At 69.8% G+C, this 22,787-nt stretch carries 18 protein-coding genes and 1 pseudogene; 10 read left to right on the top strand and 9 right to left on the bottom strand.

Annotation, left to right across the window (positions count from 1 at the left end; translation table 11 throughout):
- Positions 1-23: 23 nt before the first annotated feature.
- From HH310_RS11175 to HH310_RS11160, 4 genes are read left to right on the top strand one after another with little or no spacing between them, the layout of a single operon-like run.
- Positions 24-956 carry a DUF58 domain-containing protein gene (locus HH310_RS11175; RefSeq protein WP_312033967.1) on the top strand — a complete coding sequence of 311 codons (933 nt, stop codon included), beginning with the start codon at positions 24-26 and terminating at the stop codon, positions 954-956.
- Complete coding sequence (locus tag HH310_RS11170; protein WP_169175411.1) at positions 953-1,888, top strand: VWA domain-containing protein; 936 nt, start codon at positions 953-955, stop codon at positions 1,886-1,888. Before HH310_RS11175 ends, HH310_RS11170 begins: the two co-directional genes overlap by 4 nt.
- Before the next feature lie 15 nt (positions 1,889-1,903).
- The gene (locus tag HH310_RS11165) at positions 1,904-2,578 is read left to right on the top strand and encodes a response regulator transcription factor (protein ID WP_169175410.1); all 675 of its coding nucleotides are present in this window, start codon (positions 1,904-1,906) and stop codon (positions 2,576-2,578) included.
- Positions 2,578-3,741 carry a cell wall metabolism sensor histidine kinase WalK gene (locus tag HH310_RS11160; RefSeq protein WP_169175590.1) on the top strand — a complete coding sequence of 388 codons (1,164 nt, stop codon included), beginning with the start codon at positions 2,578-2,580 and terminating at the stop codon, positions 3,739-3,741. Before HH310_RS11165 ends, HH310_RS11160 begins: the two co-directional genes overlap by 1 nt.
- A 22-nt stretch (positions 3,742-3,763) precedes the next feature.
- On the opposite strand, the pseudogene HH310_RS11155 reads toward HH310_RS11160, so the two are convergent.
- Both HH310_RS11155 and HH310_RS11150 read right to left on the bottom strand, forming a co-directional pair.
- Positions 3,764-4,156: pseudogene (locus HH310_RS11155) on the bottom strand (Uma2 family endonuclease); the annotation flags it as partial.
- A gap of 22 nt (positions 4,157-4,178) precedes the next feature.
- Entirely contained in the window at positions 4,179-5,099 is a 921-nt protein-coding gene (locus HH310_RS11150) for a DMT family transporter (protein ID WP_169175409.1), read from the bottom strand.
- 146 nt (positions 5,100-5,245) lie between these two features.
- On the opposite strand from HH310_RS11150, the gene HH310_RS45300 reads away from it, so the two are divergent.
- Positions 5,246-6,121, top strand: coding sequence for a GNAT family N-acetyltransferase (locus HH310_RS45300; RefSeq protein ID WP_169175408.1), 876 nt, complete (start codon positions 5,246-5,248; stop codon positions 6,119-6,121).
- Positions 6,122-6,129: 8 nt separating this feature from the next.
- Here HH310_RS45300 and nhaA read toward each other — a convergent pair whose 3' ends face one another.
- Both nhaA and HH310_RS11135 read right to left on the bottom strand, forming a co-directional pair.
- Entirely contained in the window at positions 6,130-8,025 is a 1,896-nt protein-coding gene (nhaA, locus tag HH310_RS11140) for a Na+/H+ antiporter NhaA (protein WP_312033966.1), read from the bottom strand.
- Between the two features lie 1,039 nt (positions 8,026-9,064).
- On the bottom strand, positions 9,065-9,910 hold the full coding sequence (locus HH310_RS11135) for a serine hydrolase (RefSeq protein WP_169175406.1): 846 nt from the start codon (positions 9,908-9,910) through the stop codon (positions 9,065-9,067).
- A gap of 98 nt (positions 9,911-10,008) precedes the next feature.
- Between HH310_RS11135 and HH310_RS11130 the strand changes: the two genes are divergently transcribed.
- On the top strand, positions 10,009-11,745 hold the full coding sequence (locus HH310_RS11130; RefSeq protein ID WP_169175405.1) for a carbohydrate-binding module family 20 domain-containing protein: 1,737 nt from the start codon (positions 10,009-10,011) through the stop codon (positions 11,743-11,745).
- Between the two features lie 18 nt (positions 11,746-11,763).
- The gene (locus HH310_RS11125; protein ID WP_169175404.1) at positions 11,764-13,011 is read left to right on the top strand and encodes an acyltransferase; all 1,248 of its coding nucleotides are present in this window, start codon (positions 11,764-11,766) and stop codon (positions 13,009-13,011) included.
- On the opposite strand, the gene HH310_RS11120 is transcribed toward HH310_RS11125, so the two are convergent.
- Positions 12,953-13,366: a MarR family transcriptional regulator gene (locus HH310_RS11120; RefSeq protein ID WP_312033965.1), complete on the bottom strand. Its 414-nt coding sequence runs from the start codon at positions 13,364-13,366 to the stop codon at positions 12,953-12,955. The two genes, HH310_RS11125 and HH310_RS11120, sit on opposite strands and share 59 nt — an antisense overlap.
- Before the next feature lie 87 nt (positions 13,367-13,453).
- On the opposite strand from HH310_RS11120, the gene HH310_RS11115 reads away from it, so the two are divergent.
- Entirely contained in the window at positions 13,454-15,223 is a 1,770-nt protein-coding gene (locus tag HH310_RS11115; RefSeq protein ID WP_169175402.1) for an ABC transporter ATP-binding protein, read from the top strand.
- A 189-nt stretch (positions 15,224-15,412) separates the two neighbouring features.
- On the opposite strand, the gene HH310_RS11110 is transcribed toward HH310_RS11115, so the two are convergent.
- Complete coding sequence (locus tag HH310_RS11110) at positions 15,413-16,015, bottom strand: hypothetical protein (protein WP_169175401.1); 603 nt, start codon at positions 16,013-16,015, stop codon at positions 15,413-15,415.
- 248 nt (positions 16,016-16,263) lie between these two features.
- On the opposite strand from HH310_RS11110, the gene HH310_RS11105 reads away from it, so the two are divergent.
- Positions 16,264-16,872, top strand: a complete 609-nt coding sequence (locus HH310_RS11105; RefSeq protein ID WP_169175400.1) for a nitroreductase family protein — start codon at positions 16,264-16,266, stop codon at positions 16,870-16,872.
- A gap of 1,063 nt (positions 16,873-17,935) precedes the next feature.
- A complete protein-coding gene (glgX, locus tag HH310_RS11100) occupies positions 17,936-20,074 on the top strand; it encodes a glycogen debranching protein GlgX (RefSeq protein WP_169175399.1) in 2,139 nt (712 codons plus the stop codon).
- Here the strand turns inward: glgX and HH310_RS11095 are convergent.
- The 3 genes from HH310_RS11095 to HH310_RS11085 all read right to left on the bottom strand — a co-directional run bounded on the left by HH310_RS11095 (position 20,068) and on the right by HH310_RS11085 (position 22,780).
- Positions 20,068-20,601, bottom strand: coding sequence for a hypothetical protein (locus HH310_RS11095; protein WP_169175398.1), 534 nt, complete (start codon positions 20,599-20,601; stop codon positions 20,068-20,070). The two genes, glgX and HH310_RS11095, sit on opposite strands and share 7 nt — an antisense overlap.
- Positions 20,598-21,581, bottom strand: a complete 984-nt coding sequence (locus HH310_RS11090) for a hypothetical protein (protein ID WP_169175397.1) — start codon at positions 21,579-21,581, stop codon at positions 20,598-20,600. The genes HH310_RS11095 and HH310_RS11090 overlap by 4 nt, the downstream gene beginning before the upstream one ends.
- 89 nt (positions 21,582-21,670) lie before the next feature.
- Positions 21,671-22,780 (bottom strand): citrate synthase 2, encoded by a 1,110-nt coding sequence (locus HH310_RS11085; protein ID WP_169175396.1) that lies wholly within the window; start codon positions 22,778-22,780, stop codon positions 21,671-21,673.
- Between the last annotated feature and the right edge of the window lie 7 nt (positions 22,781-22,787).

The raw sequence follows: 22,787 nt of genomic DNA, 5'->3' as shown, positions 1-22,787 counted from the left end.
GCGAACAAAAGCAGCCCGGTGGCGTGAATCGCGAACAACGGCTGCGCGGCCTGGAGCTCGTGATCGCGCGGCGGCTGGAAGGCCTGCTGCACGGCGACTATCTCGGACTGCTGCCCGGCCTCGGCAGCGAGCCCTCGGGCAGCCGCGAATACCGGCCGGGCGAGGACGACGTACGCCGGATGGACTGGGCGGTGACCGCCCGCACCGGCGCGCCGCACGTGCGGACCGTCGACGCGGACCGCGAGCTGACCACCTGGGTCGTGGTGGACGCGAGCGCCAGCATGGACTTCGGCACCGCGGACGCGGAGAAACGCGACGTGGCGGTGGGCGCCGTCGCGGCGGTCGGCTTCCTCACCGCGGGCAGCGGCAACCGGTTGGGCGCCAGCGTGCTGACCGCCCAGGAGGTACGTCGCTTCCCACCATGCGGCGGCCGGATCCCGCTGCTGGGACTGCTCCGGGACCTGCAGACCCTGCCCCGCGACGGCCGGCCGTCGCGAAAGCTGGCCGAGGCCGTCGGATCGCTGCGCATCCCCCGGCGCGGCCTCGTCGTGGTCGTGTCGGATTTCCTCGACGGGCTCGACGCGGACGGCCTCGGCCCCGAACCACCCGCGTGGGAACAACCGCTGCGCCGCCTCGCCGCCCGCCACCAGGTCCTCGCCGTGCAGGTCGGCGACCCGCGCGAACAGGACCTGCCGGACGTCGGCCTGCTCACCCTGGTCGACCCGGAGACCGGCGAGCGGCGCGAGGTGGCGACGGCGAGCCGCCGGCTGCGCGAGCGGTACGCCGCGGCGGCCGCCCGCCAGCAGGAGTCGATCGCCGGCGGGATCCGTCGCGCCGGGGCCGCACATCTGCGCCTGCGGACCGACCGGGACTGGATCGCCGACATCGTCCGTCACGTGAAAGCCCAGCGGCGGCTCGCGCGAGCCGCCCGTCGCCCCGGAGGTGCGACCGCATGACCTGGCTCTCCCCGGAGCGGCTCTGGTTCCTTCTCGGAGTCGCCGCGCTCGTCGTCGCGTACGTGATCGCCCAGCGCCGCCGCAGCCGCTACGCCGTCCGTTTCACCAACCTCAGCCTGCTCAGCCGGGTCGCCCCGAAGCGGCCGGGCTGGCGCCGGCACCTGCCCGCGAGCCTGTTCCTCGCGATGCTCGCCCTGCTGGTCGTCGGTTTCGCCCGTCCGCAGGCCGAGGTGCGGGTGCCGCGCGAACGCGCCACCGTCATCGTGGCCGTGGACCTCTCCCGCTCGATGCTCGCCGGCGACGTGGCGCCCGACCGGCTCACCGCCGCGAAGGCCGCGGCCCACGAGTTCGTCGGCGAGCTGCCGGACAAGTTCAACGTCGGCCTGGTCGGGTTCGCCGGCAGCGCGTCCGTGATCGTGGCGCCGGTGACCGACCGCGACCGGGTCGAATCCGGCATCGACCGGCTGGCCGAGGGGCAGGCCGGGCGCGCCGGGACCGCGATCGGCGACGCGATCGCCACGTCGCTGGACCAGATCCGCACGATGGACGCGGGCAAGGCCGCGCGCGTCGTGGTGCTCTCCGACGGCGCGAACACCTCCGGCCAGGACCCGGCGACCGCCGCGAAGCTGGCCACCGACATGGGCGTACCGGTGGACACCATCGCGTTCGGCACGGCCACCGGGATGATCGGCGACGGCCAGCGGGTGCCGGTGGACGGCGAGACGTTGCGGACCGTGGCCTCCGCGACCGGCGGCGACTTCTTCGAGGCCGGCAACATCGACGAGCTCCGGGAGGCGTACGGGAACATCGGCAGCTCGATCGGCACCCAGAGTGAGCGGCAGGACGTGTCCGCGAGATTCATCGGCGCCGGCCTGGTCCTGGCCCTGCTGGCGGCGCTCGCGTCGCTGCTGTGGTTCGCCCGGCTCCCGTGAGAGGGATGCTTAACCATGCGGCTGCTCGTGGTGGAGGACGAAGAAGATCTGGCGGAGGGCCTGCGCGTGGGCCTGACCCGCACCGGTTACGCGGTCGACGTCGCGGCGGACACCGCGGCGGCGTACGACCGGCTGACCGTCAACGAGTACGACCTGATGCTGCTCGACGTGAACCTGCCGGACGGCGACGGCTTCGGCCTGTGCCGCCGGTTGCGGGCCGGCTCGGCGGGGCGGCGCGACCTGCGGGTGCTGATGCTGACGGCGCGCGGCGGCCTGGACGACCGGGTGCGCGGCCTGGACGAAGGCGCCGACGACTACCTGGTGAAGCCGTTCCACCTGGCCGAGCTGCTGGCCCGGGTGCGGGCGCTGCTGCGGCGCGACACCGGCGGCGCGGCACCCGCCCTGACCGTCGGTGACCTGGTGCTGGACGCGGCGCGGCACCGCGTCACCCGGCGCGGCGAGCCGGTCGGCCTGACCCGCAAGGAGTTCGGCGTCCTCGAATACCTGATGACCCGCCCCGGCCACGTCGTCTCCGGCGAGGAGCTGCTCGAGCACGTCTGGGACGAGAACGCCGACCCGTTCACCGAGACCGTCCGGGTCACCGTCGGCACGCTGCGCCGCAAGCTCGGTGACGGCTGGATCAGCACGGTTATCGGGCGCGGCTACCGGCTGCGGGAGGCGGCGACGTGATGGTCCGGTCGATTCGCTTCCGGCTCACCGTCATCTACTCGGCGCTGCTGTTCGCGCTGGCCGGAGCCGGGCTCGCGATCACCTACTTCGCGGTCGCCCGGTCCACCCAGCCGCAGCCGATCACCGAACGGACCGCCAAGGTCTACAACAGCAGCGGGCTGGTCGGCGTCACCACGGTGGCCGAGGTCAGCGAGGTCGAGGCCGCGGTCAACTACAACACCCTGCAGAACATGCGGAACTACTCGATGGTCGCGCTCGGCGGCCTGTTCGTGGCGAGCCTGGGCATCGGGTGGGTGCTGTCCGGGCGGGCGTTGCGGCCGGTCGGCGCGATCACCCGGACGGCCCGCGAGATCCAGGCCACCGACCTGGCGCGGCGCATCCACCTGCAGGGCCCGAAGGACGAGTTACGCGACCTGGCCGACACGATCGACTCCATGCTGGACCGTCTCGACCACGCGTTCCGCGCCCAGCGCCAGCTCATCGACGACGCCTCGCACGAGCTGCGCAGCCCCCTCGCGATCATCCGCACGAACCTGGACGCCTCACTGACCACGCCGGACGCGACGCCGCAGGAGAGAGCGCGCGCGGTGGCCGTGGTCGACCGCGCCACCGACCGGATGTCCCGCCTGGTCGAGGACCTGCTCGCCACCGCCCGCCGGGAGGCCGACACCATGGCCGACACCGACATCGATCTGACCGCGGTCGCGCGCGAGGCCGGCGAGGAGTATTTTTTGCCGGCCAAACCCCTCCATTTGCGGTACGCCGCCACGGGCCCCCAGCACCTGATCGGCGACGCGGACGCGCTCCGCCGCGCGGCCGGCAACCTGCTGTCGAACGCGGCCCGCCTCGCCCCGGCGGATTCGGTGGTGACCCTGGCGACGGGCCGGACCGGCGCGTGGCTGTGGCTGGCGGTGACCGACGAGGGCCCGGGCATCCCCGCGTCCGACCTGCCGCAGGTGTTCGACCGCTTCTGGCGAGCCGACCACCGGCGTACGGGATTGGGCCTGGCCATCGTCCGCCAGATCGTCGAGTCGCACGGCGGCCAGGTGGCGGCGTTCTCGGAGCTGGGGCGTGGCAGCACGTTCGTGTTGTGGCTGCCGGCCGCGGATCGCACGGGCGACGCCCCGCCCCCGCCAGGCAATCCGTGGCCACCCCCGACCTGAGCCGAGAAGCGATAGGGCCGAGTCAGAGGCGACGACCGCGACGAACCAAAGACGCAACCTCGAGCTCGAAGGGAAACGGCTCCTCCGACGCAAGCAACTGGCCCGGATTCGCAACGTCCGCCGAGGTGTAGTGATCCCCGTCGAGCCTTTGGAGGTGCAGTTCCACCGATTCCAGCGGCTGCTCCACACGCAGATACCAGCCGATCTTCGCCGCGGCGTACAACTGGGGCTTGAGCAACCGGTCCGTTCCGGCGTTGCTCGGTGAGACCACCTCGACGACAAGCTTCGTCTCGGCAGCCTCGACCGTCGTGCCCACGTCGTCGGTATCGGCCACGAGCAGGTCTGACTGCAGGATGCGTCCGCCGGTCAGCCGCAGGTTGACGCCCTGCAGTACCAGGAGGCAGCGCTGAGCGCGCGCCCAACGCTGGCGATAGTGCTCAGCCGACGGGCTCCGGGGCCGGGAACAGGTGCGCGAGCGCGACCGCGCCGAGCAGCAGAAGCACGCCGGCCATCGACGCGGGGGAGAGGCGCTCGCCGAGGACCGCCACGGCGAGCAGCGTGGCGGCCAGTGGCTCGGCCAGCGTGAGAACCGCGGCGGTGCTGCCCGTTGTGGTGCGGAGGCCGCCGTTGTAGAGCACATACGCCAAGGCGGTCGCGAAAACGCCCATGTACAGCAGCATTCCGTCGGTGGCGAAGCCGGTGGGGACGGCGAATCCGCCGCTCAGGAGCGCGACCGGGAGCAGGGTCACGGCCGCGATCGCGGTGGACGCCGTGGTGAGCAGCATCGAATCTATTTCGCGCATGACTCGGCGGCTCAGCACCGAGGTGATCGCGAATGCCAAACCACCGCCGACGGCTGCCGCCACGCCGAGAAAGGGTCGGGGTGCGGTGCCGGCGGGCGACGCGCCGAGGCCGCTGACCAGCGCCAGGCCGGCGACCGCTGCCAGGACGCCGCACAGCGTGGCACGTGGCGGCAAACGGCGAGCTCGGATCGCCTCCCATCCCGCCAGCGCGACCGGCGGCACGCCGAGGCCGACCACGGTGGCCACGGCCACTCCACCCCAGGCGACGGCAACGAAGTACAGCGCCTGGAACGCACTGACGCCGAGCCCGACGACGACGATTCGCCATGGTTGCGAGCGCGCCGCGGTGAGCACCGGGCCGAGCTGCCGCCGCGTTGCCACCAGCAGCACGAGCGCCGCGATGGCCATGCGATAGAAGCAGACGCTCACCGGGCTCAGCTCGCTCGATCGCCGGACGAATTGGAGCACCATTCCGGTCGTACCCCAGAGCAGGCCGGCGACGGTGATGGCGAGGAAACCGCGCCGTACGAGGGAAGAATGGTTTGCCGAGGTCATCGAGACGCCAAGTTAGCGTGTGCCGAGGCCACAAACCATTCGAATTTCCGTGCAATGCCATCACGCCGGTGAATGCCGAAAGGTCATCGGTGAGCGGGCACACATCATTGCGGAGAATTTGGGACCTCGCGCGACGTGTGCCTTGTGTGGAATTCCTATCGACGGCATCGGCGGAGGCGGTCGAGGCCGAATGGCTTTTTCAGTACGCGGCCGGGGCGCCTCCGTCGGACCGCGAGATCCTCGGGCTCACCGCACGGCGCCTCGACGGTGGTGTCGTGCTGTCCGCTCGCACCGACCCGAGCCGCTACTGGAGCAAAGCGCTCGGCTTCGACGGACCGGTCACGGCGCGCTTGATCGATGCGATCCTGGACGTGTACCGGGCCGAGGCGACCCCGCACGCCATGCTGCAGTTCGCGCCGGACGCGCTGCCGGTCGACTGGGAGGAGATCCGGCTCGCCCGCGGTCTGCGCCCCGGCGACCGGAGGGCCAAGCTCGTCGCGCCGATCGAAAGCCTCCGGCCTTCGGGTATCACGGATCTGCGGATCGGGCCGCTCACCGCGGATCACGCCGAAGCGTGGGCCGCCCTGGTACTCGACGGTTTCGGCATGCCGCACGAAGGCAGCCTCGGCCTCGTCGCGGCCTCCGTCTCGCACCCCCAGTTCTTCCCGTACGCCGCCTGGGACGGCGACACCATCGTCGCGGCTGCCCATCTGTTCGTGCACGACGGCATCGCCGCGTTGAACTCGGCCGTGACGGCACCGACCCATCGGCGGCGGGGCGCCCAGTCCGCCCTGATCGCCGCGCGCATCGGCAAGGCACGTGAGCTCGGCTGCCGCCGGGTCGTCGCGGAGACCCACGAAGCCCTCGGAGGCCGGGTGAACTCGTCGACGCGCAACCTGCTGCGGGTCGGCATGCGGGTCCGTTACGTCCGGCAGAGTTACCTCTGGGACGAAGACCCGTGGACGACGGACCACCGAGCCGAAGCCGAAGTCACCGCCCGGTGCTACGAGGCGCTGGGGTAAGCCGGGTACTACGCCGGGGTGCGGGCGGCGGCGATCTTCGCGCGCTTCCGGGCCGTGCGGATCTCCTCCTGCAGGGTGGCCACGTCGTACCGGCCGTAGTGGCGACGCCCGTTGATGAAGAACGTCGGCGTGCCGGAGACGCCGCTGAGGTCGGCCGACTCCACGTCGTCGGACACCCGTTCGGAGGCGCGCGCCGCCAGCATGTCGGTGTGGAACGTGTCCGCGTCCAGGCCGATCCTCGTGGCGTACCGGAGCAGGTCCGTCACCCGCAGATGGGCCTGGTTGCGCAACAGCACGTCGTGCATCTCCCAGAATTTGCCCTGCGCGCCGGCCGCCTCGGCGGCCTGCGCGGCCATCTGCGCCTGCGGGTGCACGTCGGTGAGCGGCAGGTGCCGCCAGACGAACCGGATGTCGACGTCGGTGAGCAGCTCGCGGACCTCCTTCTCGGCCTTGCCGCAGTACGGGCATTGGAAGTCGCCGTACTCGACCACGGTCACCGAGGCGTTTTCCGGCCCGCGTACGTGGTCGCGTTCGTAGTCGACCTCGGGGATCAGGTCGGTGAGCTGGTCCACGTCGCCGAGCAGGGCCACCGCGCTGCGGGCCGGGTTCAGCATGAACGCCACCCGGAACACCACCCAGGTGATCAGCGCGGACGCCACGATCGCGGCGAGCACGCCCAGTTTCGCCTCGGCCAGCTCCGGCCCGGTGAAGGCGAGGTTCGCGATCAGGAACGACACCGTGAATCCCATGCCGGCGATGGTTCCGCTGCCCAGCACCGACGCCCAGCCCACCGCCGCCCGGATCCGGCCGTGGCTCACCTTCTCGACCAGCGCGGACACGCCCGCCACCGCGATCGGCTTGCCGACCACGTACGCCAGGAAGACGCCGATTGTGATCGGTGAGGTCACCGCCCGCGCGAGGAAGTCCATGTCGATCGTGATACCGGCGTTGGCCAGGCCGAACAGCGGCACGATAAGGTAGCTCGCCCACCCCGTGTAGATGCGCTGCAGCCGGTCGTTGGGTGACAGCGTCTGCACCAGGCTGACCTGGGCGAACCGCGCGAGCTCGGGGGTCGGCTGCTCCCGGAACGAGCGGAACAGTTCGGTGGCCTGCTCTAGCGCGCCGCGCACCGGCGTGTACGCGGCCGCGGTCAGCCCCAGCGCCAGACCGGCGACGACCGGGTCGATGCCGCTTTCCAGCATCGCGAACCAGATCGCAATTCCAAACGGCACGTACGCGTACCCGCTGCTCACGCCGAAACGCACCATGAGGAACGTGAAGGCGTACAGCAGAAGCGCGATGACCAGCGGCATCACCGAGATCTTCTCGGTGTAGGCGACCGCGATCACGATCAGCGCGACCACGTCGTCGACCACCGACACGGTTACCAGGAACAGCCGCGCCTGGTCCGGCACCCGCCGCCCGACCAGCGCCAGCAGGCCGAGCGCGAGCGCGGTGTCGGTGGACATCGCCACGCCCCACCCGGTCAGCCCCGGCCCGCCGTGGTTGATCGCCAGGAAGATCCCAACCGGCAAGATCATCCCAGCGATCCCGGCCGCGGCCGGCAGCACGAACCGCCGCCGGTCCCGCAGATCACCAAGATCAAACTCGCGCCGCGCCTCCAGCCCCACGACCAGGAAGAACAGCGTCATCAGCCCGCTGTTGACCCATTCCCGCAGCGTGAGCCCGATGTGCATGTCGCCGAGCGTGATCGACAGCTCCGTGTGCCAGAACCGCTCGTACGACTCGCCGGCCACGTTCGCCCAGACCAGCGCCGCGAGGATCGCGACGATCAGCACACCGGCGCTGCCCGCCTCGGTGTTCAGAAAGCTGCGCAGCGGCGTCGACACCCTGCGGGTCCAGAGGGTGCTGCCCTGCAGGTCGGTGTTCGACGTGTCACTCACGCACTCACCCAAGCAGATGATGCTCTTCGAGGAAACCGCCTGTGACATGCGCCTATTCACGGAGCGTTGACGGCCCCGCCCACAACCCATCCGGCGGCGCCGGCAAGGGCGGCGGCGGCGTGAAGCCGGCAACCGCGGCGGCGGCAAGGGCGGCGGCAGGGTGAAGCCGGCAAACGCGGCGGCGGCGTGGTGAGTCGGCAAGTGTGGTGAGTCGGCAAGTGTGGTGAGTCGGCAAGTGTGGTGGGTCGGCAAGCGTGGTGAGTCGGCAAGTCAGGCCGCCGGTCGTCGGGGCTGGTCACCTGCGGTTGCCTCATGATCGCGGCGGCTTCGGGACCAGGTGACGACAATCGAGAGTAATTTTGTCGCCTTTGAACCCATTCAACGTTTCGATGGTGGCGGGGGCGCCGATGGGCGCGGTCATCTCACTGCGGGGGGCGCGCGGCCGATTTTTCGAGACCTTGGAGAGTTATGGCTCGTATGTGGGCGTAACTCTCCAAGGTCTCGAAATTGGCCGAAAAGCAGGGGTCGCAAAAGGTATAATTCAGGTCGAAACAGCTGTCCTAATTAGATGATCGTCCATAATGTGGGACGTCTTGGTCGGATACTGAGACATTCGCGATGTGCGAGCGGCAAAGGGCTGGGCCTCGCCCGGCCTCATGCACGACAAAATGCGCTTTATGCTGTTTTGTCAGACAGCGCAACGGGCGGCAGCCCACCGGGGGCTGGCACAACCGCCGCCATGGCAGCTCAGCCCGACCACTTCCGGAGCGCAACGGGCGGCAGCCCACCGGAGGCTGGCACAACCGCCGCCATGGCAGCTCAGTCCGACCACTTCCGGAGCGCAACGGGCGGCAGTCCACCGGTGGCTGGCACAACCGCCGCCTTGGCAGCTCAGCCCGACCACTTCAGCAGCGCAACGGGCGGCAGCCCACCGGTGGCCGGCACGACCGCCGCCTTGGCAGCTCAGCCCGACCACTTCAGCAGCGCAACGGGCGGCAGCCCACCGGTCCGCCGCCGACGCCGTGCCTGGCCCCGGCCGTCACTCGTCGACGGCGTCCATCATGGCCCTGCCCAGCGCGGCGTGCGCCTCCACCGCCGGGTGCGTCGCGCCGTAGTTCTCGACCTCACCCAACCCGTCGGCGAAAAGAGCGTACGTGATCCGGGGTGCGCCGTCCCGGCCGAAGACCACGCCGGCCTCGTGCCGCGCCGCGCCTGCCGCGTTGAAGTCGGCGCCGTGCTTGGTCGCGACCCGCGCGCGCTCCGCCGACGACATCACCCGCCGCACGCCGTCGGTATACCCGTTGACCCAGCGCAGCACCCGCACCATGAACGCCGACGACGCGGGAGACAGCAGCGTCCCCTCCACCAGCCGCCGCAGCAGCTCGACGGTCTCCCGCGGCGTGGTCGTGCCCATCCGGAACCGGTGCGGATCGGCCACCGGCTCCACCCGCGTGCGCGTGAACCCCTTCGCGGCCAGGATCTCGTTGATCTCGGCGGCCGGAACCAGGCGCCCGCACAGGCGTACCGAAGTGTTGTCGGAAACCAGAAGCATGGCGGTGAGCACATTGGCCAGCGTGAGCTGGTCGCCCCACACGCCCTGCAGGAAGTAGATGCCGCTGCCACCGAGGATGTCGTCCGCGGTCAGCGCAACCAGCTGCCCGAGACTGAGCTCGCCGCGGTCGACCTTCTCCAGCACCGCCACGGCCACCGCGAGCTTCTGCACACTGTAGCCCTCGACCACGTGATCGGCGCCGTTGTCCACAAGCGGCCGATCCACGTAACCGGCGGCGCTGTCCACAAGCGGCCGGGAAAGATCGGTAACCAGCGCGTACCACGACCCACCGGCCCGCCGCGCCCGATCCCGATACAGCGAATCTATCGACATCTATGAAACCTCTTCCAAACGCTGCAACGACTTGCTAGCGTCCCGTCTCATCCGTCCCCGCACCTCTCGCATTCTCCGAACCCCCAGAAGGAGAACAGATGAGACGCAGACGCATGTGGGCGTACCCCACCCTGGTCGCCCTGCTGGCCCTGGCCCTCGGCGTACCGCAGAAAGCGCAGGCCAAGGCCGACGCCAGCCCCGGCCCCCGCGACGTCATCGTGCACCTCTTCGCATGGCCCTGGGCCTCGATCGCCAGCGAATGCACGAACGTGCTCGGCCCGAAGGGCTTCGGCGGCGTGCAGGTCTCGCCGCCGCAGGAGCACGTCGTGCTGCCGGGCCAGGGCTACCCGTGGTGGCAGGACTATCAGCCGGTCAGCTACCAGATCGTCTCCCGGCGCGGTGACCGGAACGCGTTCGCCGCCATGGTCAGCACGTGCCACGCGGCCGGCGTGAAGATCTACGTGGACGCGGTGATCAACCACATGGCCGGCGGCGCCTCGACCGGCAACGGGACGGCCGGGTCCACGTACAGTCACTATGCCTATCCGGCGGTTCCGTACGGTAGCAACGATTTTCATCACTGCGGGCGTAACGGCAACGACGACATCGCCAACTGGACCGACCGCTGGGAGGTGCAGAACTGCGAGCTCGTCGACCTCTCCGATCTGGCCACCGACACCAATTACGTACGCGGGAAGATCGTCTCCTACCTCAACGATCTCCGTGGCCTGGGCGTCGACGGTTTCCGGGTGGACGCCGCCAAGCACCTGCCGGCGGGCGACCTGCAGGCCATCTACGCGCAGCTCACCGGCTCGCCGTACATCTTCCAGGAGGTCATCGAGGGCGGCCCCGGCGAGATCAGCCCGAGCGAGTACACGGGAATCGGCGACGTCACCGAGTTCCGCTACGGCGACGTGGTCGGCAACGCGTTCCGGGACGGCAACCTGGCCGGCCTGCAGAACCTGCCCGGCCAGATGCTGCTGTCCGGCGGCGACGCGGTCGCGTTCATCGACAACCACGACACGCAGCGCAACGGGCGGGCGAAACTCAACTACCAGAACGGGACCCCGTACGCGCTCGCCGAGGCGTTCATGCTCGCCTATCCGTACGGGACACCGTCGGTGATGTCGAGCTTCACGTTCAGCAACGCCGACGCCGGGCCGCCGACCGCCTCGAACGGCATCACCACCGCGGTGACCTGCGGCAACGGCTGGGCCTGCGAGCACCGCTGGCGCACCACCGCGAATCTGGTCGCGCTCCACAATGCCGCGTACGGGACGAATCTGAGCAACTGGTGGTCGAACGGCGGCGGTCAGATCGCGTTCGGGCGCGGTGCCAACGCGTACGTCGTCTTCAATCGCGGTGGATCGCTGAGCCGCACCTTCCAGACGTCGCTGCCGGCGGGCACCTATTGCGACGTGGCGAACGGCGACGTGACGAACGGTAGTTGCTCCGGTACGGCGTACGTGGTCGATGGAAGCGGCCAGTTCAGCGCCACCGTTCCGGCCAACGGGATGCTCGCGTTGCACATCAATGCCCGCGTCGCCAGCTCCGGCACCTGCGCGATCACCTTCGCGGCCACCGTCACCACGGTCTGGGGCGAGAACGTCTACGTCCTCGGCAACCGGCCCGAACTGAGCAACTGGAACACCGGCGGTGGTCTCGCCCTGTCGTCGGCCGGTTACCCGGTGTGGCGCGGTGCCGTCACGCTGCCGGCCGGCACGACCGTCGAGTACAAGTACGTGAAGAAGAACGGCTCCACGGTGGTCTGGGAGTCGGGCGCCAACCGGACGGCCACCTGCCCGGCCACGACGAACGATACGTGGCGTAACTGAGCGGGCTATCCTTCCCGGGTGTCTTCCGTCGCCGTCGCACCGGCCACTCCGGCCACCGCGGCGGCGACGTCTCGAATGGACTGGCTGGACGCCCTGCGCGGAGTCGCCGTCCTGCTTGTCGTGTACGCGCACCTGAGCCGGTTCGTGTTCGAGGGCGTCCGCGCGGTCTCCGGCGACTGGCTCAACGCCGGACCCGCCGGGGTCATGTTGTTCTTCCTGGTCAGCGGGTACATCATCCCGGCCTCGCTGGAGCGGCACGGCGACCTGCGCGCGTTCTGGATCAGCCGGCTGTTCCGGCTGGTCCCGCTGTACCTGGTGGTCGCGGTGGCCGTCGTCGTACTCGGCGTAACCGGCCGGGTCTCGCTCGACCCGTTCGTGACCGCACATCCGGTCACCACCGGTATCGCCCACGCGAGCATGCTGCCGTTCCTGCTCGGCGTACCGCTGATCACCCCGCTGTTCTGGACGCTCACCTTCGAGATGGTCTTCTACCTTCTCGTCACGTGCTTGTTCACGCTGCGTGTCCGCAACGGCGCGCCCTGGATGGCCGGTGGGTTCGCCGTCGCCGGGATGGTGCTCGCCCCGCTGCCGGCCCGTATGCTCGATGCCTCCACCGCCACCGTCGTCGTGGTGGTGCTGCTGATCGCCGGCCTGACCGCGGTGATCGGCGGGCGCGGCGCCGTGCGCATGGCCGGGGGAGTGCTGCTCGGCGCGCTCGCCCTGACCCTGCCTGTGATCAACGAGGATCCCGCGCACAAGTGGGACGGCCTGCTCATCCTCGCCGTCATGTTCACCGGCACCGTCATCTACCGCGCCGACCGCGGGATCACCAGCTGGCGGCCCGTCGTGCTGGTCGGCGGGCTGGTGTCCGTCGCGCTGCTGCGTAACTGGTTCGGTGAGCTGGTCTCGCTGGACGCGCTCACCCCGAAATACGTGGCGCGCTCGGTCATCACGCTGCTGGTCTTCGGCGGCGCCTTCTTGATCGGCATGCTCACCCGGCATCGCAAAACACCCCGGTTCCTCGTACGCCTCGGAGTGCTGAGCTATTCGGTCTACCTCGTGCACTGGGTGCTGCTCGAACTCGCCGCGCCGCTGTTCGGGCACGGCATCCCGGACGTACTCAGCGCGACGGCGTACGGGATCCTGGTCGTCGGGGTCTGCTCGCTGACCCAGCGCTACATCGAGGTGCCCGGCCAGCGTCTGGGCGTCAGGCTTCGCGCAGCTTTCCGAGAAGGCGCACCAGCTCGCTCCGATCCGCGTCGCTGAGCTCGGCGAAGAACCGCTCGCTCTCCTGCTGCCGCGCCGCCTGAATGGCCCGGCTGGTCTCGATGCCCGCCGGGGTCAGGCCCACCAGCACCGCGCGCCGGTCGGTCGGATCGGGACCGCGCTCGGCGAACCCCAGCCGCTCCAGATCGTCGACCACCTCGGTGGCCGAGCGCGGCACGATGTGCAGGTGGTCGGCCAGCACGCTGAGCCGCACGTCGCCGTGCCGCGACAGGACGCCCATCGCGCGCGCGAGCGAGGGCGAGATGTCCCACGGCTCGAGAGAAGCCTTGGTGCGGTGGCGAAGGCGGCGGGCGACCGCCCAGAACGCCTCGGACAGGGTGTCGTCGTCGCGCACAAGGAATACCGTACCAGCAACTAGCGTTGCTCCCTCATGTTGAGGTAACCTCATCAAATCTTGTCATCGCGACCTAAGGATGAGCCTTTGCCAAGGCCTACCGGAAGAACCCCGTCCGCCGCCGAGAAAGCGCAGGCCAAAAGCGTCTCGCTGCGCCGTATCGGCAGCCTCTTCACCGAGCATCGCGGCCGCCTGGCCGCCGTCGTTCTGATCATCGTGGCCTCGTCGATCATCAGCACGGCCTCCCCGTTCCTGCTGCGCGGCGTCATCGACAAGGCGTTACCCCGCGCCGACGTGCGCCTGCTGATCTGGCTCGTGCTCGGCATGGTGGCCGTCGCCGCCGTGACATCCGTGCTCGGCGTCCTGCAGACCTGGATCTCCACCGACGTCGGCCAGCGCGTCATGCACCGCCTGCGCACCGACGTGTTCACCCACCTGCAGCGTCAGTCGATCGGCTTCTTCACCCGCACCCGCACCGGCGAGGTGCAGTCCCGCATCACCAACGACATCGGCGGCATGGAGTCCGTGGTCACCTCGACGGCCACCTCGATTGCCGCCAACCTGACGACGGTCGTCGCCACCGCCGTCTCGATGGCCGCCCTGAGCTGGCGGCTGTCCCTGGTCACGGTCGTCGTGCTGCCGCCGTCGATCTGGCTGACCCGGCGCGTCGCCCGCATGCGCCGCGAGCTCACCGCCCGCCGCCAGCGCGAGCTCGCCGACCTCAACGTCACCATCGAGGAGGGCCTGTCCATCGGCGGCGTCCAGCTCAGCAAGACGATGGGCACCGCGCCCGCGCTGATCACCCGCTTCACCGACTCGTCGAAACGCCTGATCGACCTCGAGCTGCGCTCCGAACTGGCCGGCCGCTGGCGGATGGCCTCGATGAGCGTCATGTTCGCGGCCATCCCCGCGATCATCTACCTGGCCGCCGGCCTGCCCGCGACCTCCGGCGGCATGACCATCGGCACGCTGGTCGCGTTCACCGCGCTGCAGGCGGGCCTGTTCCGGCCGCTGCTCGGCCTGCTCAACGTGGGCGTGTCGCTGACCACGTCGCTGGCCCTGTTCGCCCGCATCTTCGAATACCTCGACCTGCCCGTCGAGATCACCGAACCCCCTTCCCCCGTACGCCTCGACGCCCCCAAGGGCCACCTGCGCCTGGAGGACGTCACTTTCGCGTACGCCGGGAGCCCGTCGGCCGCCGTCGCCGGAGTGACCCTGGACGTCCCCGCCGGCACGTCGCTGGCCCTGGTGGGGGAGACGGGGTCGGGCAAGAGCACGATCGCTGGCCTGATCGCCCGCCTGCACGACCCGACCGCCGGCCGCGTGACCATCGACGGCGTCGACATCCGCGAGCTGTCGCTGGGCGACCTGGCCGGCATCGTCGGCGTGGTCTCGCAGGAGACGTATCTGCTGCACACGACCGTCCGCGAGAATCTGCGCTACGCCAAGCCCGACGCCACCGACGAGGAGATCGAGGACGCCGCCCGCGCCGCGCGCATCCACGACATGGTCGCCGCCCTGCCCGACGGCTACGACACGATGGTCGGCTCCCGCGGCCACCGGTTCTCGGGTGGCGAGAAACAGCGGATCGCGATCGCCCGCACGCTGCTGCGCGATCCGCGCATCCTGGTGCTGGACGAGGCGACCAGCGCCTTGGACACGGAGACCGAGCGGGCCGTGCAGCAGGCGTTCGACACGCTGTCCCGCGGCCGCACGACGGTGACGATCGCGCACCGCTTGTCGACGGTCCGCGACGCCGACCAGATCGTGGTCCTCGACCACGGCCGCGTCCTGGAGGCGGGCACCCACGCGACGCTGCTGTCTGCAGCGGGCAGGTATGCCGCGCTGGCCGCGTAAGTCGCGCTGAGGCCGCGCCTCCGCCTGGCGCCCGGTTCTGGCCCTGCCGGCCGGCCACGTGCGCCGCCCGTCCGCCCGGCTTCGCCAGCCGCCCGTCCGCCCGGCTTCGCCAGCCGCCCGTCCGCCCGGCTTCGCCAGCCGCCCGTCCGCCAGCCGCCCGTCTGCCCGGCTTCGCCAGCCGCCCGGCCGTCAGGCCTTCGGCAGCGCCGGCACCGTCTTCACGTGCTTCTTGAGAATCGGCAGCCCGATCTTCACCAGCGCCTTGCCGCGCTTCTCCACATCCTCCGGCGTGGCCTGATGCGGCAAAGGCACATGAATCGCGATATTTCCGACAAAGGTGATGAGGTCACCGACCGTGCCGGGGAACACGTGGCACATCTCCGCCCCGGCCTTCAACTGCGACTCCGGCACGTGCGCCACATACTCGGCCATCCCGGCCTTCCACGCGAGCGGATGCACCAGATATCCCGCGGGCAACATCCCCGCACCACCGATCTCCGCGAGCACGCCGCGCCGATCGGTGTCCTCGTGCTGCGCCGTACCCACGATGAACCAGAACAGCCCCGCCGCCAGCACCCCGCACACCACCAGCGCGGCGGCCGCCGACTGCACCACCACGAGAATCCCCACCGCCAGCACCGCGATGACCACCCCGCCGGCCATCAGCTCGGCGGTCCCGTCCCGGCGCGCCCCCCGCTCGGCCTCGTCGACGCACCGCTCGAGGATCCCGTCATAGATCCGATCGACCGGCCGCCACTTGTCCCGGCGAGCCGGCATGGCGCGTTGCGACATGGGCGTACTCCCTCCTCCTAGGCGCCCCGAATATCGGCCGCCCCGCCCCCGGGTAAAGGCTTCCGGCGCAGAACGACCACCGGTTCGGCCCGCCCCACCCCGGCGCCTCCACGAACGCCTTCTCCGGCGTCGAGTCCTCCTCCGGCTCCCCGCCGAGCGCGGCCGCCCAGAACCGCCCCACGACCAGCGCATCCACACAATCGAATGGCACGCTCTTGAGGTAGGCCATGAGCCATTAAAGTTCATCCATGACCGAGTTGCTGGAGGCGCTGCACACCACGCCGTCGCGCCGTTACTTATCCCCGACCCCCATCGACGACGACGTGATCCGCGCCCTGCTGGACGCCGCCATCCGAGGCCCGAGCGGCGGCAACAGCCAGCGCTGGGCCTGGATCGTGGTCCGCGACGCGACCACGAAGTCAAAGATCGCCGACCTGTACCGCGACTCCTGGACGAAGACCTACGCCTCCCGCAAGGACCAGATCCTCGCCGCCGGAGACGGCATGTCCGCCGCGACCTACCGAGCCGCCGACCACCTCGCCACCCACCTGGAGGAGGCCCCCGTCTGGATCTTCCCGGTCCTCCTGGGCGCCGCCAAGTCCACCAACCCCCGCCTGGGCTCCAGCATCTACGGCGCCGTCCAGCACCTGATCCTGGCCGCCCGCGCCTACGGCATCGGCGCCACCCTGACAACGCTGCACACCGCCCACGAGCCCGAGGTCCGCCGCCTGCTCAACCTCCCCGACACGGCGATGACGATGGCCTTGATCCCGCTCGGCTACCCCGCGAAAGGCCGCTGGTCCCAGCCCCGCCGCCGCCCCTTGGACGAGGTCATCTTCCACGAGCAATTCCATTAGGTACGGCGTACGAAAGGCGCCCCTGGCACTCGCCCGGCTGAGCGCGGGGCACGGCCGTCACGCCCGCCCGGCCGGTGCCCTCGGCTCGGCCGGTGCCCTCGGCTCGGCCGGTGCCCTCGGCTCGGCCGCTGCCCGTCCGGTTCGTCGATGCCGCCCGGTTCCAGTTCACCGGCGTGGAGGTGCTTTCATCAATTTTTGACCCCATTCGACCCTGCCCGATCAGGCGGCCACGGTCGATTCTCGAGACCTTGGAGAGTTCGGGTTCGTATGTGGGCGCAACTCTCCAAGGTCTCGAAATCGTGCCGGAATCGGTGGCCGCAAAGGGGTGCGAGAGGGAAAAATCGACCGTCCTGTTCGGACTCTCGTTCATCGTGCAGACAGTTCTGCCCAGATAGTGGAACTGTTCAGCTGTTTCTCGAGCCGCTTGCCCTCCGATGGGTTGGCCTTGCGGGGCGGACCTGCGCGGGCCGTCGCTGTGGGGAGCCGGGACCTTCCGGTCGTGGCGGTTGCCCACACGGGGGTGGGGGTGGCTGCGGTGTGGGGAACCGCAACCTTCCCGGTGTCGCGGCTGCCCACACCGGGGTGGGGGTGGCTGCGGTGTGGGCAACCGCAACCTTCCCGGCGTCGCGGCTCCCCACGCCCCGGGTGGGGCGGCCACTGTGGGGAGCTAGGGCCTGTCCGGGCTTGGCGGCAGCGCCTCGCGCGGGGACTCCCGGCCGACGGAACCAGCTGAACAGTTACAGATAGCGGGACGCCGTGGGCCGGCGCGTCGGCCGGCGCATCCGGGTGCGCACGTGGTCGAGGGCGAGCTGCCAGATCGGCAGAGTCGAGATTTCCCTCTTCGCCCGAGACCCGGATGTCGCTGAGATCGACGAGTGCGGTTCTGTCCCATTCCCACGCCATACCGTTGACGGTTGCTCGGCGCGCGGGCCGCCGGGCATCGCACGAACAAACCATCTGCGCCGTCCGGTGCCGGCGTCCGGAGCGGCCGCCGGCCGCCGACCCGCGTCACATTCGGGGCTGTGCGGTTGCCGAGTCGGTGCCGGGCGGATTTACTCCGGCTATGCCGGGTGATGGGGACAGCAGCGCGGGCGTCAAGGTCTGGCCGGGGAATCCGTACCCGCTGGGGGCCACCTACGACGGCGGCGGAACCAATTTCGCGCTGTTCTCCGAGGTCGCCGAGCGGGTCGAACTGTGCCTTTTCGGCGACGACGGGACGGAGACGCGGCTCGATCTGCCCGAACGTGAGGCGCTCGTCTGGCACGGCTATCTGCCGCGCATCGTGCCGGGGCAGCGCTACGGATACCGGGTGCACGGCCCCTACGATCCGTCCCGGGGGCTGCGCTGCAATCCCAGCAAACTGCTCCTCGACCCGTACGCCAAGGCGATCGACGGGCGCAACGAGTGGAGCGAGGCGCTTTTCGCGTACCGGTTCGGGGATCCGTTGTCGCGCAACGACGGGGACTCGGCCGCCTTCGCGCAGAAGTCGGTGGTGGTGAATCCGTTCTTCGACTGGGGGAACGACCGGCCGCTGCGGATCCCGTTCTGGGAGACGGTCATCTACGAAGCGCACGTCAAGGGCATCACGCAGCGGCACCCGGGAATCCCGGAGGACGTGCGCGGAACCTATTCGGGGCTCGCCCACCCGCGGATGATCGAGCACTTCAAGCGACTCGGCGTGACGGCCGTCGAACTGATGCCGGTGCACCAGTTCGTCCACGACAGCACGCTCATCGACCGCGGGCTCAGCAACTACTGGGGTTACAACACGATCGGATTCTTCGCGCCGCACAACGCGTACGCCTCGTTCGGTGGCCGTGGCGGGCAGGTGCAGGAGTTCAAAACCATGGTGAAGGCGCTGCACCAGGCCGGCATCGAGGTGATCCTGGACGTCGTCTACAACCACACCGCCGAAGGCAATCACCTGGGCCCGACGCTGTCGTTCCGCGGCATCGACAATCCCGCCTATTACCGGCTCGTCGACGAGGACAAGCAGTATTACTACGACACCACCGGAACCGGGAACAGCCTCAACGTACGCCACCACGAGTCGCTGCGCCTGATCATGGATTCGCTGCGGTACTGGGTGACGGAGATGCACGTCGACGGTTTCCGGTTCGACCTGGCCGCCGCGCTCGCCCGGGAGTTCCACGCCGTCGACCGTCTCGCGGCTTTCTTCGACCTGGTGAATCAGGACCCGGTCGTGTCCCAGGTGAAACTCATCGCGGAACCGTGGGACGTCGGCGACGGCGGCTACCAGGTGGGTGGCTTCCCGCCCTTGTGGACGGAGTGGAACGGCCGCTTCCGGGACTCGGTGCGCGATTTCTGGCGCGGCGAGACGGCCGGCCTGGGCGAGTTCGCGTCCCGCTTCGCCGGCAGCGCCGACCTGTACGAGGTGGACGGCCGCCGCCCCCTCGCGTCCATCAATTTCGTCACCGCGCACGACGGCTTCACCCTGACCGACCTCGTCTCGTACAACGAGAAGCACAACGAGGCCAACGGCGAGGACAACCGCGACGGCGAAAGCAACAACCGCTCCTGGAACTGCGGCGTCGAAGGCCCGGCCGAGGACCGCGACATCGTGGCGCTGCGCGAACGGCAGAAACGAAACTTCCTCGCCACGCTGCTGTTGTCCCAGGGCGTCCCGATGATCGCGCACGGCGACGAACTGGGCCGCACCCAACGCGGCAACAACAACGTCTACTGCCAGGACAACGACCTCAGCTGGGTCGATTGGGCGGACGCCCGCAATCAGGACGTGCTGACCAGATTCACCAGCCTGCTGACCGACCTGCGGGCCGCCCATCCCATTTTCCGGCGGCGGCGCTTCTTCACCGGCGACGTCGTCGGGGACGCCAAGGTCCCGGACATCGCCTGGCTGCGCCGCGACGGCGAGGCGATGACCGAGGACGATTGGAACACCACCGGCGGCCTGACGATGACGGTGTTCCTCAACGGCCACGGCATCCCGGAACGCGACGCCCTGGGCGAGCCCATCACCGACGACTCATTCCTGCTGCTGTTCAACCCACTCGGCGACCAGGCCGCGTTCACGCTCCCGGGCCGCGATTACGGGCGTACGTGGGAAGTGGTCGTCAACACCGCCGACCCGCTGCTGGCCACCCGCCGCCGCACGGCCAAGGCGGGCGGCCAGATCGGCGTGACGGGCCATTCCCTCGTGGTGTTGCGCTGCCGCTATTGACTCCCGTGAATCGCGCGGCCCAGCAGGGGAGTGAGCACCGCGGTGAACACGAAAGCACCGAACGCCGCGAGAACCGCCACGATGACCGGCAGAGTCGGCGGGTCGAGCAGCGCGTAGAGCACCGAATCCGGCAGCACCAGTCCCCAGGTGGCGAAGGCGAAGGATGCGGTACCCATTTCGGCCCACGGCACCCGCCGCTTGACGACCGCGCCCGGTGGCCGGGGCGCGACCCGATAGGCCACCCAGACGGCGAGGACGGTGGCCACCAGACACCCGAGATAGAGGCCCCATCGCAGGCCGAGATACGAGTTGGGCTCGTTGTCGGGCACCACGCCGGACAGGACGCCGAGAACAGTTGTGTAAAGCACGACCACATCGATCGGCACCGCGGCCATCAGGACGTCCGAGGCGGCCCGCACCGACGGGGCCGGGCCGGAAGCGGGAAACGCCGCCGGATCGGGCAATTCCCCGGTGCTTGCGGCAGCGTCACGCTGAACCGCCAGCGCGGCTATCGACCGGATCGTCATGTCGGCGGGAACATCTGGAAAGAGTTCGCCAGCCCACCGTTCAGTGTCTGTTCCAGGTCCTGCACGTAAAGGTGATGGAACACCGACTGGCCCGGCCAACCACTGCCGCCGACGAAATGCCCGAACAACGCGTCGGCGTGCCCGCCGGGCAGCCGCCCCTGAACAAGAGTGCCCGAATCACCCGGACGCAGAAGGTGGCACGGACCGAGCATCCAGCAGTCCTGCCATTGCCGGTGGCGATCGCCGACCTGCGTCAGGGCGCCGCTCACCGTGCCGACCTGATATCCGGACACCGCCCCGGTTCCCGCCACGTTCATCGGAATGTACGGCGGACGCGGTGACGCCATCGTGCCGTTGTGCGAAAGCTGCCGCACGAACGGGTCGACAGTGACGACGGCGTAGTCGAGCCCCGCCGCGGGCGAATTCGATGCGGGGTCGGACCACGCCACAACCTCACCCGGATACTGCCGGTATTGACCACCGCACCGTCCGCGGATGTTGACGCGATCACCATTGCCGTGGACCAAATGCCCGGCTGTCACCATGGCCGGCTCGCCTATCGGGGTGAATCCGACCATTCCGACGGTCGCGAAAGCGTCGGTGTCGGCATCGGCGCGCGCCTGGTCACCGGTTGACACGGAGCACGCGGAACGAGGCCGGTGGACGGGCAGCACGATGGTCTCCGACGTCGCATCCCAGCCGCGGAGCGACGTCGTGAGCCGGTGCCGGGGCAGCAAATCGGACAGCAGCCCCAGGCGCAGCGGCGCCTCGGGGAACGCGGTGCGATCGCGATCGAGGAACTCCCGACCGGCCAGGACCAGCGGTGCCCAGGTGCCGTCGACGGTCAGCGTGGCGCCGACCCCGTAGGCGAGGAGGTCGGCGTCGTCGTTGTCGGTAAGGTAGGACCGATACGACTCCGCGAGCCGCCGGACGTCGCCCTGAAGTCGCTCGGTCTCTGCGTCTTGCGGCTCCCACCACATGATCGGCTCCTTCGGGAGAAACCCTCACGCGAGTCTCTCCCGGGCGGACGCCCGCCGCGTCGCCGGTGTCACCGATCCGACCACAATGGTCAGAGATTGCGCTTCAGCGCGTCCTCCCAACCCGGCATTTCCGCCGCCGGCCGGGTCTTCGGGCCCACGTATTCGGCGGACGGGCGGATGATTTTGCCCAGGCGCTTCTGCTCCAGGATATGGGCGCTCCAGCCCGCCGTGCGCGCGCACGTGAACAACGCGGTCAGCATCTCGGACGGCACCTGCGCGAAATCGAGGACGATCGCCGCCCAGAATTCGACGTTCGTCTCCAGCACCCGGTCCGGCTTGCGTTCCCGCAGTTCGGCCAGGGCCGCCTTTTCCAGCTCCAGCGCGACCTCATAACGCGGCGCCCCGAGCTCGCGCGCCGCGTCCCGCAGAATGCGCGCCCGCGGATCCTCGGCCCGGTAAATGGCGTGCCCGAAACCCATCAGACGCCGGCCGCTGTCCAAAACCTTTTTCACGTACGCCCGTGCGTCGCCGGTGCGCTCGACCGCCTCGACCATGCCGAGCGCGCGAGCCGGCGCGCCGCCGTGCAACGGCCCGGACAACGCGGCGACCGCGGCCGACAGACACGCGGGCACGTCGGCGCCGGTGGACGCCACGACGCGCGCGGTGAACGTCGACGCGTTCATCCCATGCTCGGCCGCGCACACCCAGTACCGGTCGATGGCCGCGACGTGCCGGGGGTCCGGATCGCCCTGCCAGCGGATCATGAAGCGCTCGGTCGTCGTGCGGCCGGTGTCGACCACCCGTTGCGGGACGGCCGGCATGCGGGTGCCGCGGGCCGACTGCGCCACGTACGACAGCATCGTCACCGAGGAGCGCGCCAGATCCGAGCGGGCCTGCGCGTCGTCGATGTCGATCAGCGGCCGCAACCCCCAGTAGGGCGTCAGCATCGACACGGCCGCCTGTACGTCCACCCGGATGTCCCCGGAGTGCACCGGCAGCGGGAACGGCTCGGCCGGCGGCAGCCCGTCGGCGAAGTCACCGTCCGCGAGCAGGCCCCACACGTCGGCGTACGACACCGTCCCGGCGAGCTCCCGGATGTCCACCCCGCGGTAGCGCAGCACCCCGCCGTCCCGGTCGGGCTCGGCGATCTCGGTGTCGAACGCGACGACACCGGCCAGTCCTGGATTCACGCTCAACATGGAGACA

It is taken from the genome of Actinoplanes sp. TBRC 11911, from assembly GCF_012933445.1.
GTDB lineage: Bacteria > Actinomycetota > Actinomycetes > Mycobacteriales > Micromonosporaceae > Actinoplanes.
The sequence above is the reverse complement of the archived record's forward strand: the minus strand, read 5'-3'. Positions and strand labels throughout refer to the sequence as shown.

Coding starts and splice junctions, on each gene's coding strand:
- HH310_RS11105 (WP_169175400.1), top strand. CDS start 16,264: ATGACCGAGTTGCTGGAGGCGCTGCACACCACGCCGTCGCGCCGTTAC.
- HH310_RS11135 (WP_169175406.1), bottom strand. CDS start 9,910: ATGTCGATAGATTCGCTGTATCGGGATCGGGCGCGGCGGGCCGGTGGG.
- HH310_RS11165 (WP_169175410.1), top strand. CDS start 1,904: ATGCGGCTGCTCGTGGTGGAGGACGAAGAAGATCTGGCGGAGGGCCTG.
- HH310_RS11090 (WP_169175397.1), bottom strand. CDS start 21,581: ATGTGGTGGGAGCCGCAAGACGCAGAGACCGAGCGACTTCAGGGCGAC.
- HH310_RS11095 (WP_169175398.1), bottom strand. CDS start 20,601: ATGACGATCCGGTCGATAGCCGCGCTGGCGGTTCAGCGTGACGCTGCC.
- HH310_RS11160 (WP_169175590.1), top strand. CDS start 2,578: ATGGTCCGGTCGATTCGCTTCCGGCTCACCGTCATCTACTCGGCGCTG.
- HH310_RS11150 (WP_169175409.1), bottom strand. CDS start 5,099: ATGACCTCGGCAAACCATTCTTCCCTCGTACGGCGCGGTTTCCTCGCC.
- HH310_RS11170 (WP_169175411.1), top strand. CDS start 953: ATGACCTGGCTCTCCCCGGAGCGGCTCTGGTTCCTTCTCGGAGTCGCC.
- HH310_RS11130 (WP_169175405.1), top strand. CDS start 10,009: ATGAGACGCAGACGCATGTGGGCGTACCCCACCCTGGTCGCCCTGCTG.
- glgX (WP_169175399.1), top strand. CDS start 17,936: ATGCCGGGTGATGGGGACAGCAGCGCGGGCGTCAAGGTCTGGCCGGGG.
- HH310_RS11110 (WP_169175401.1), bottom strand. CDS start 16,015: ATGTCGCAACGCGCCATGCCGGCTCGCCGGGACAAGTGGCGGCCGGTC.
- HH310_RS11085 (WP_169175396.1), bottom strand. CDS start 22,780: ATGTTGAGCGTGAATCCAGGACTGGCCGGTGTCGTCGCGTTCGACACC.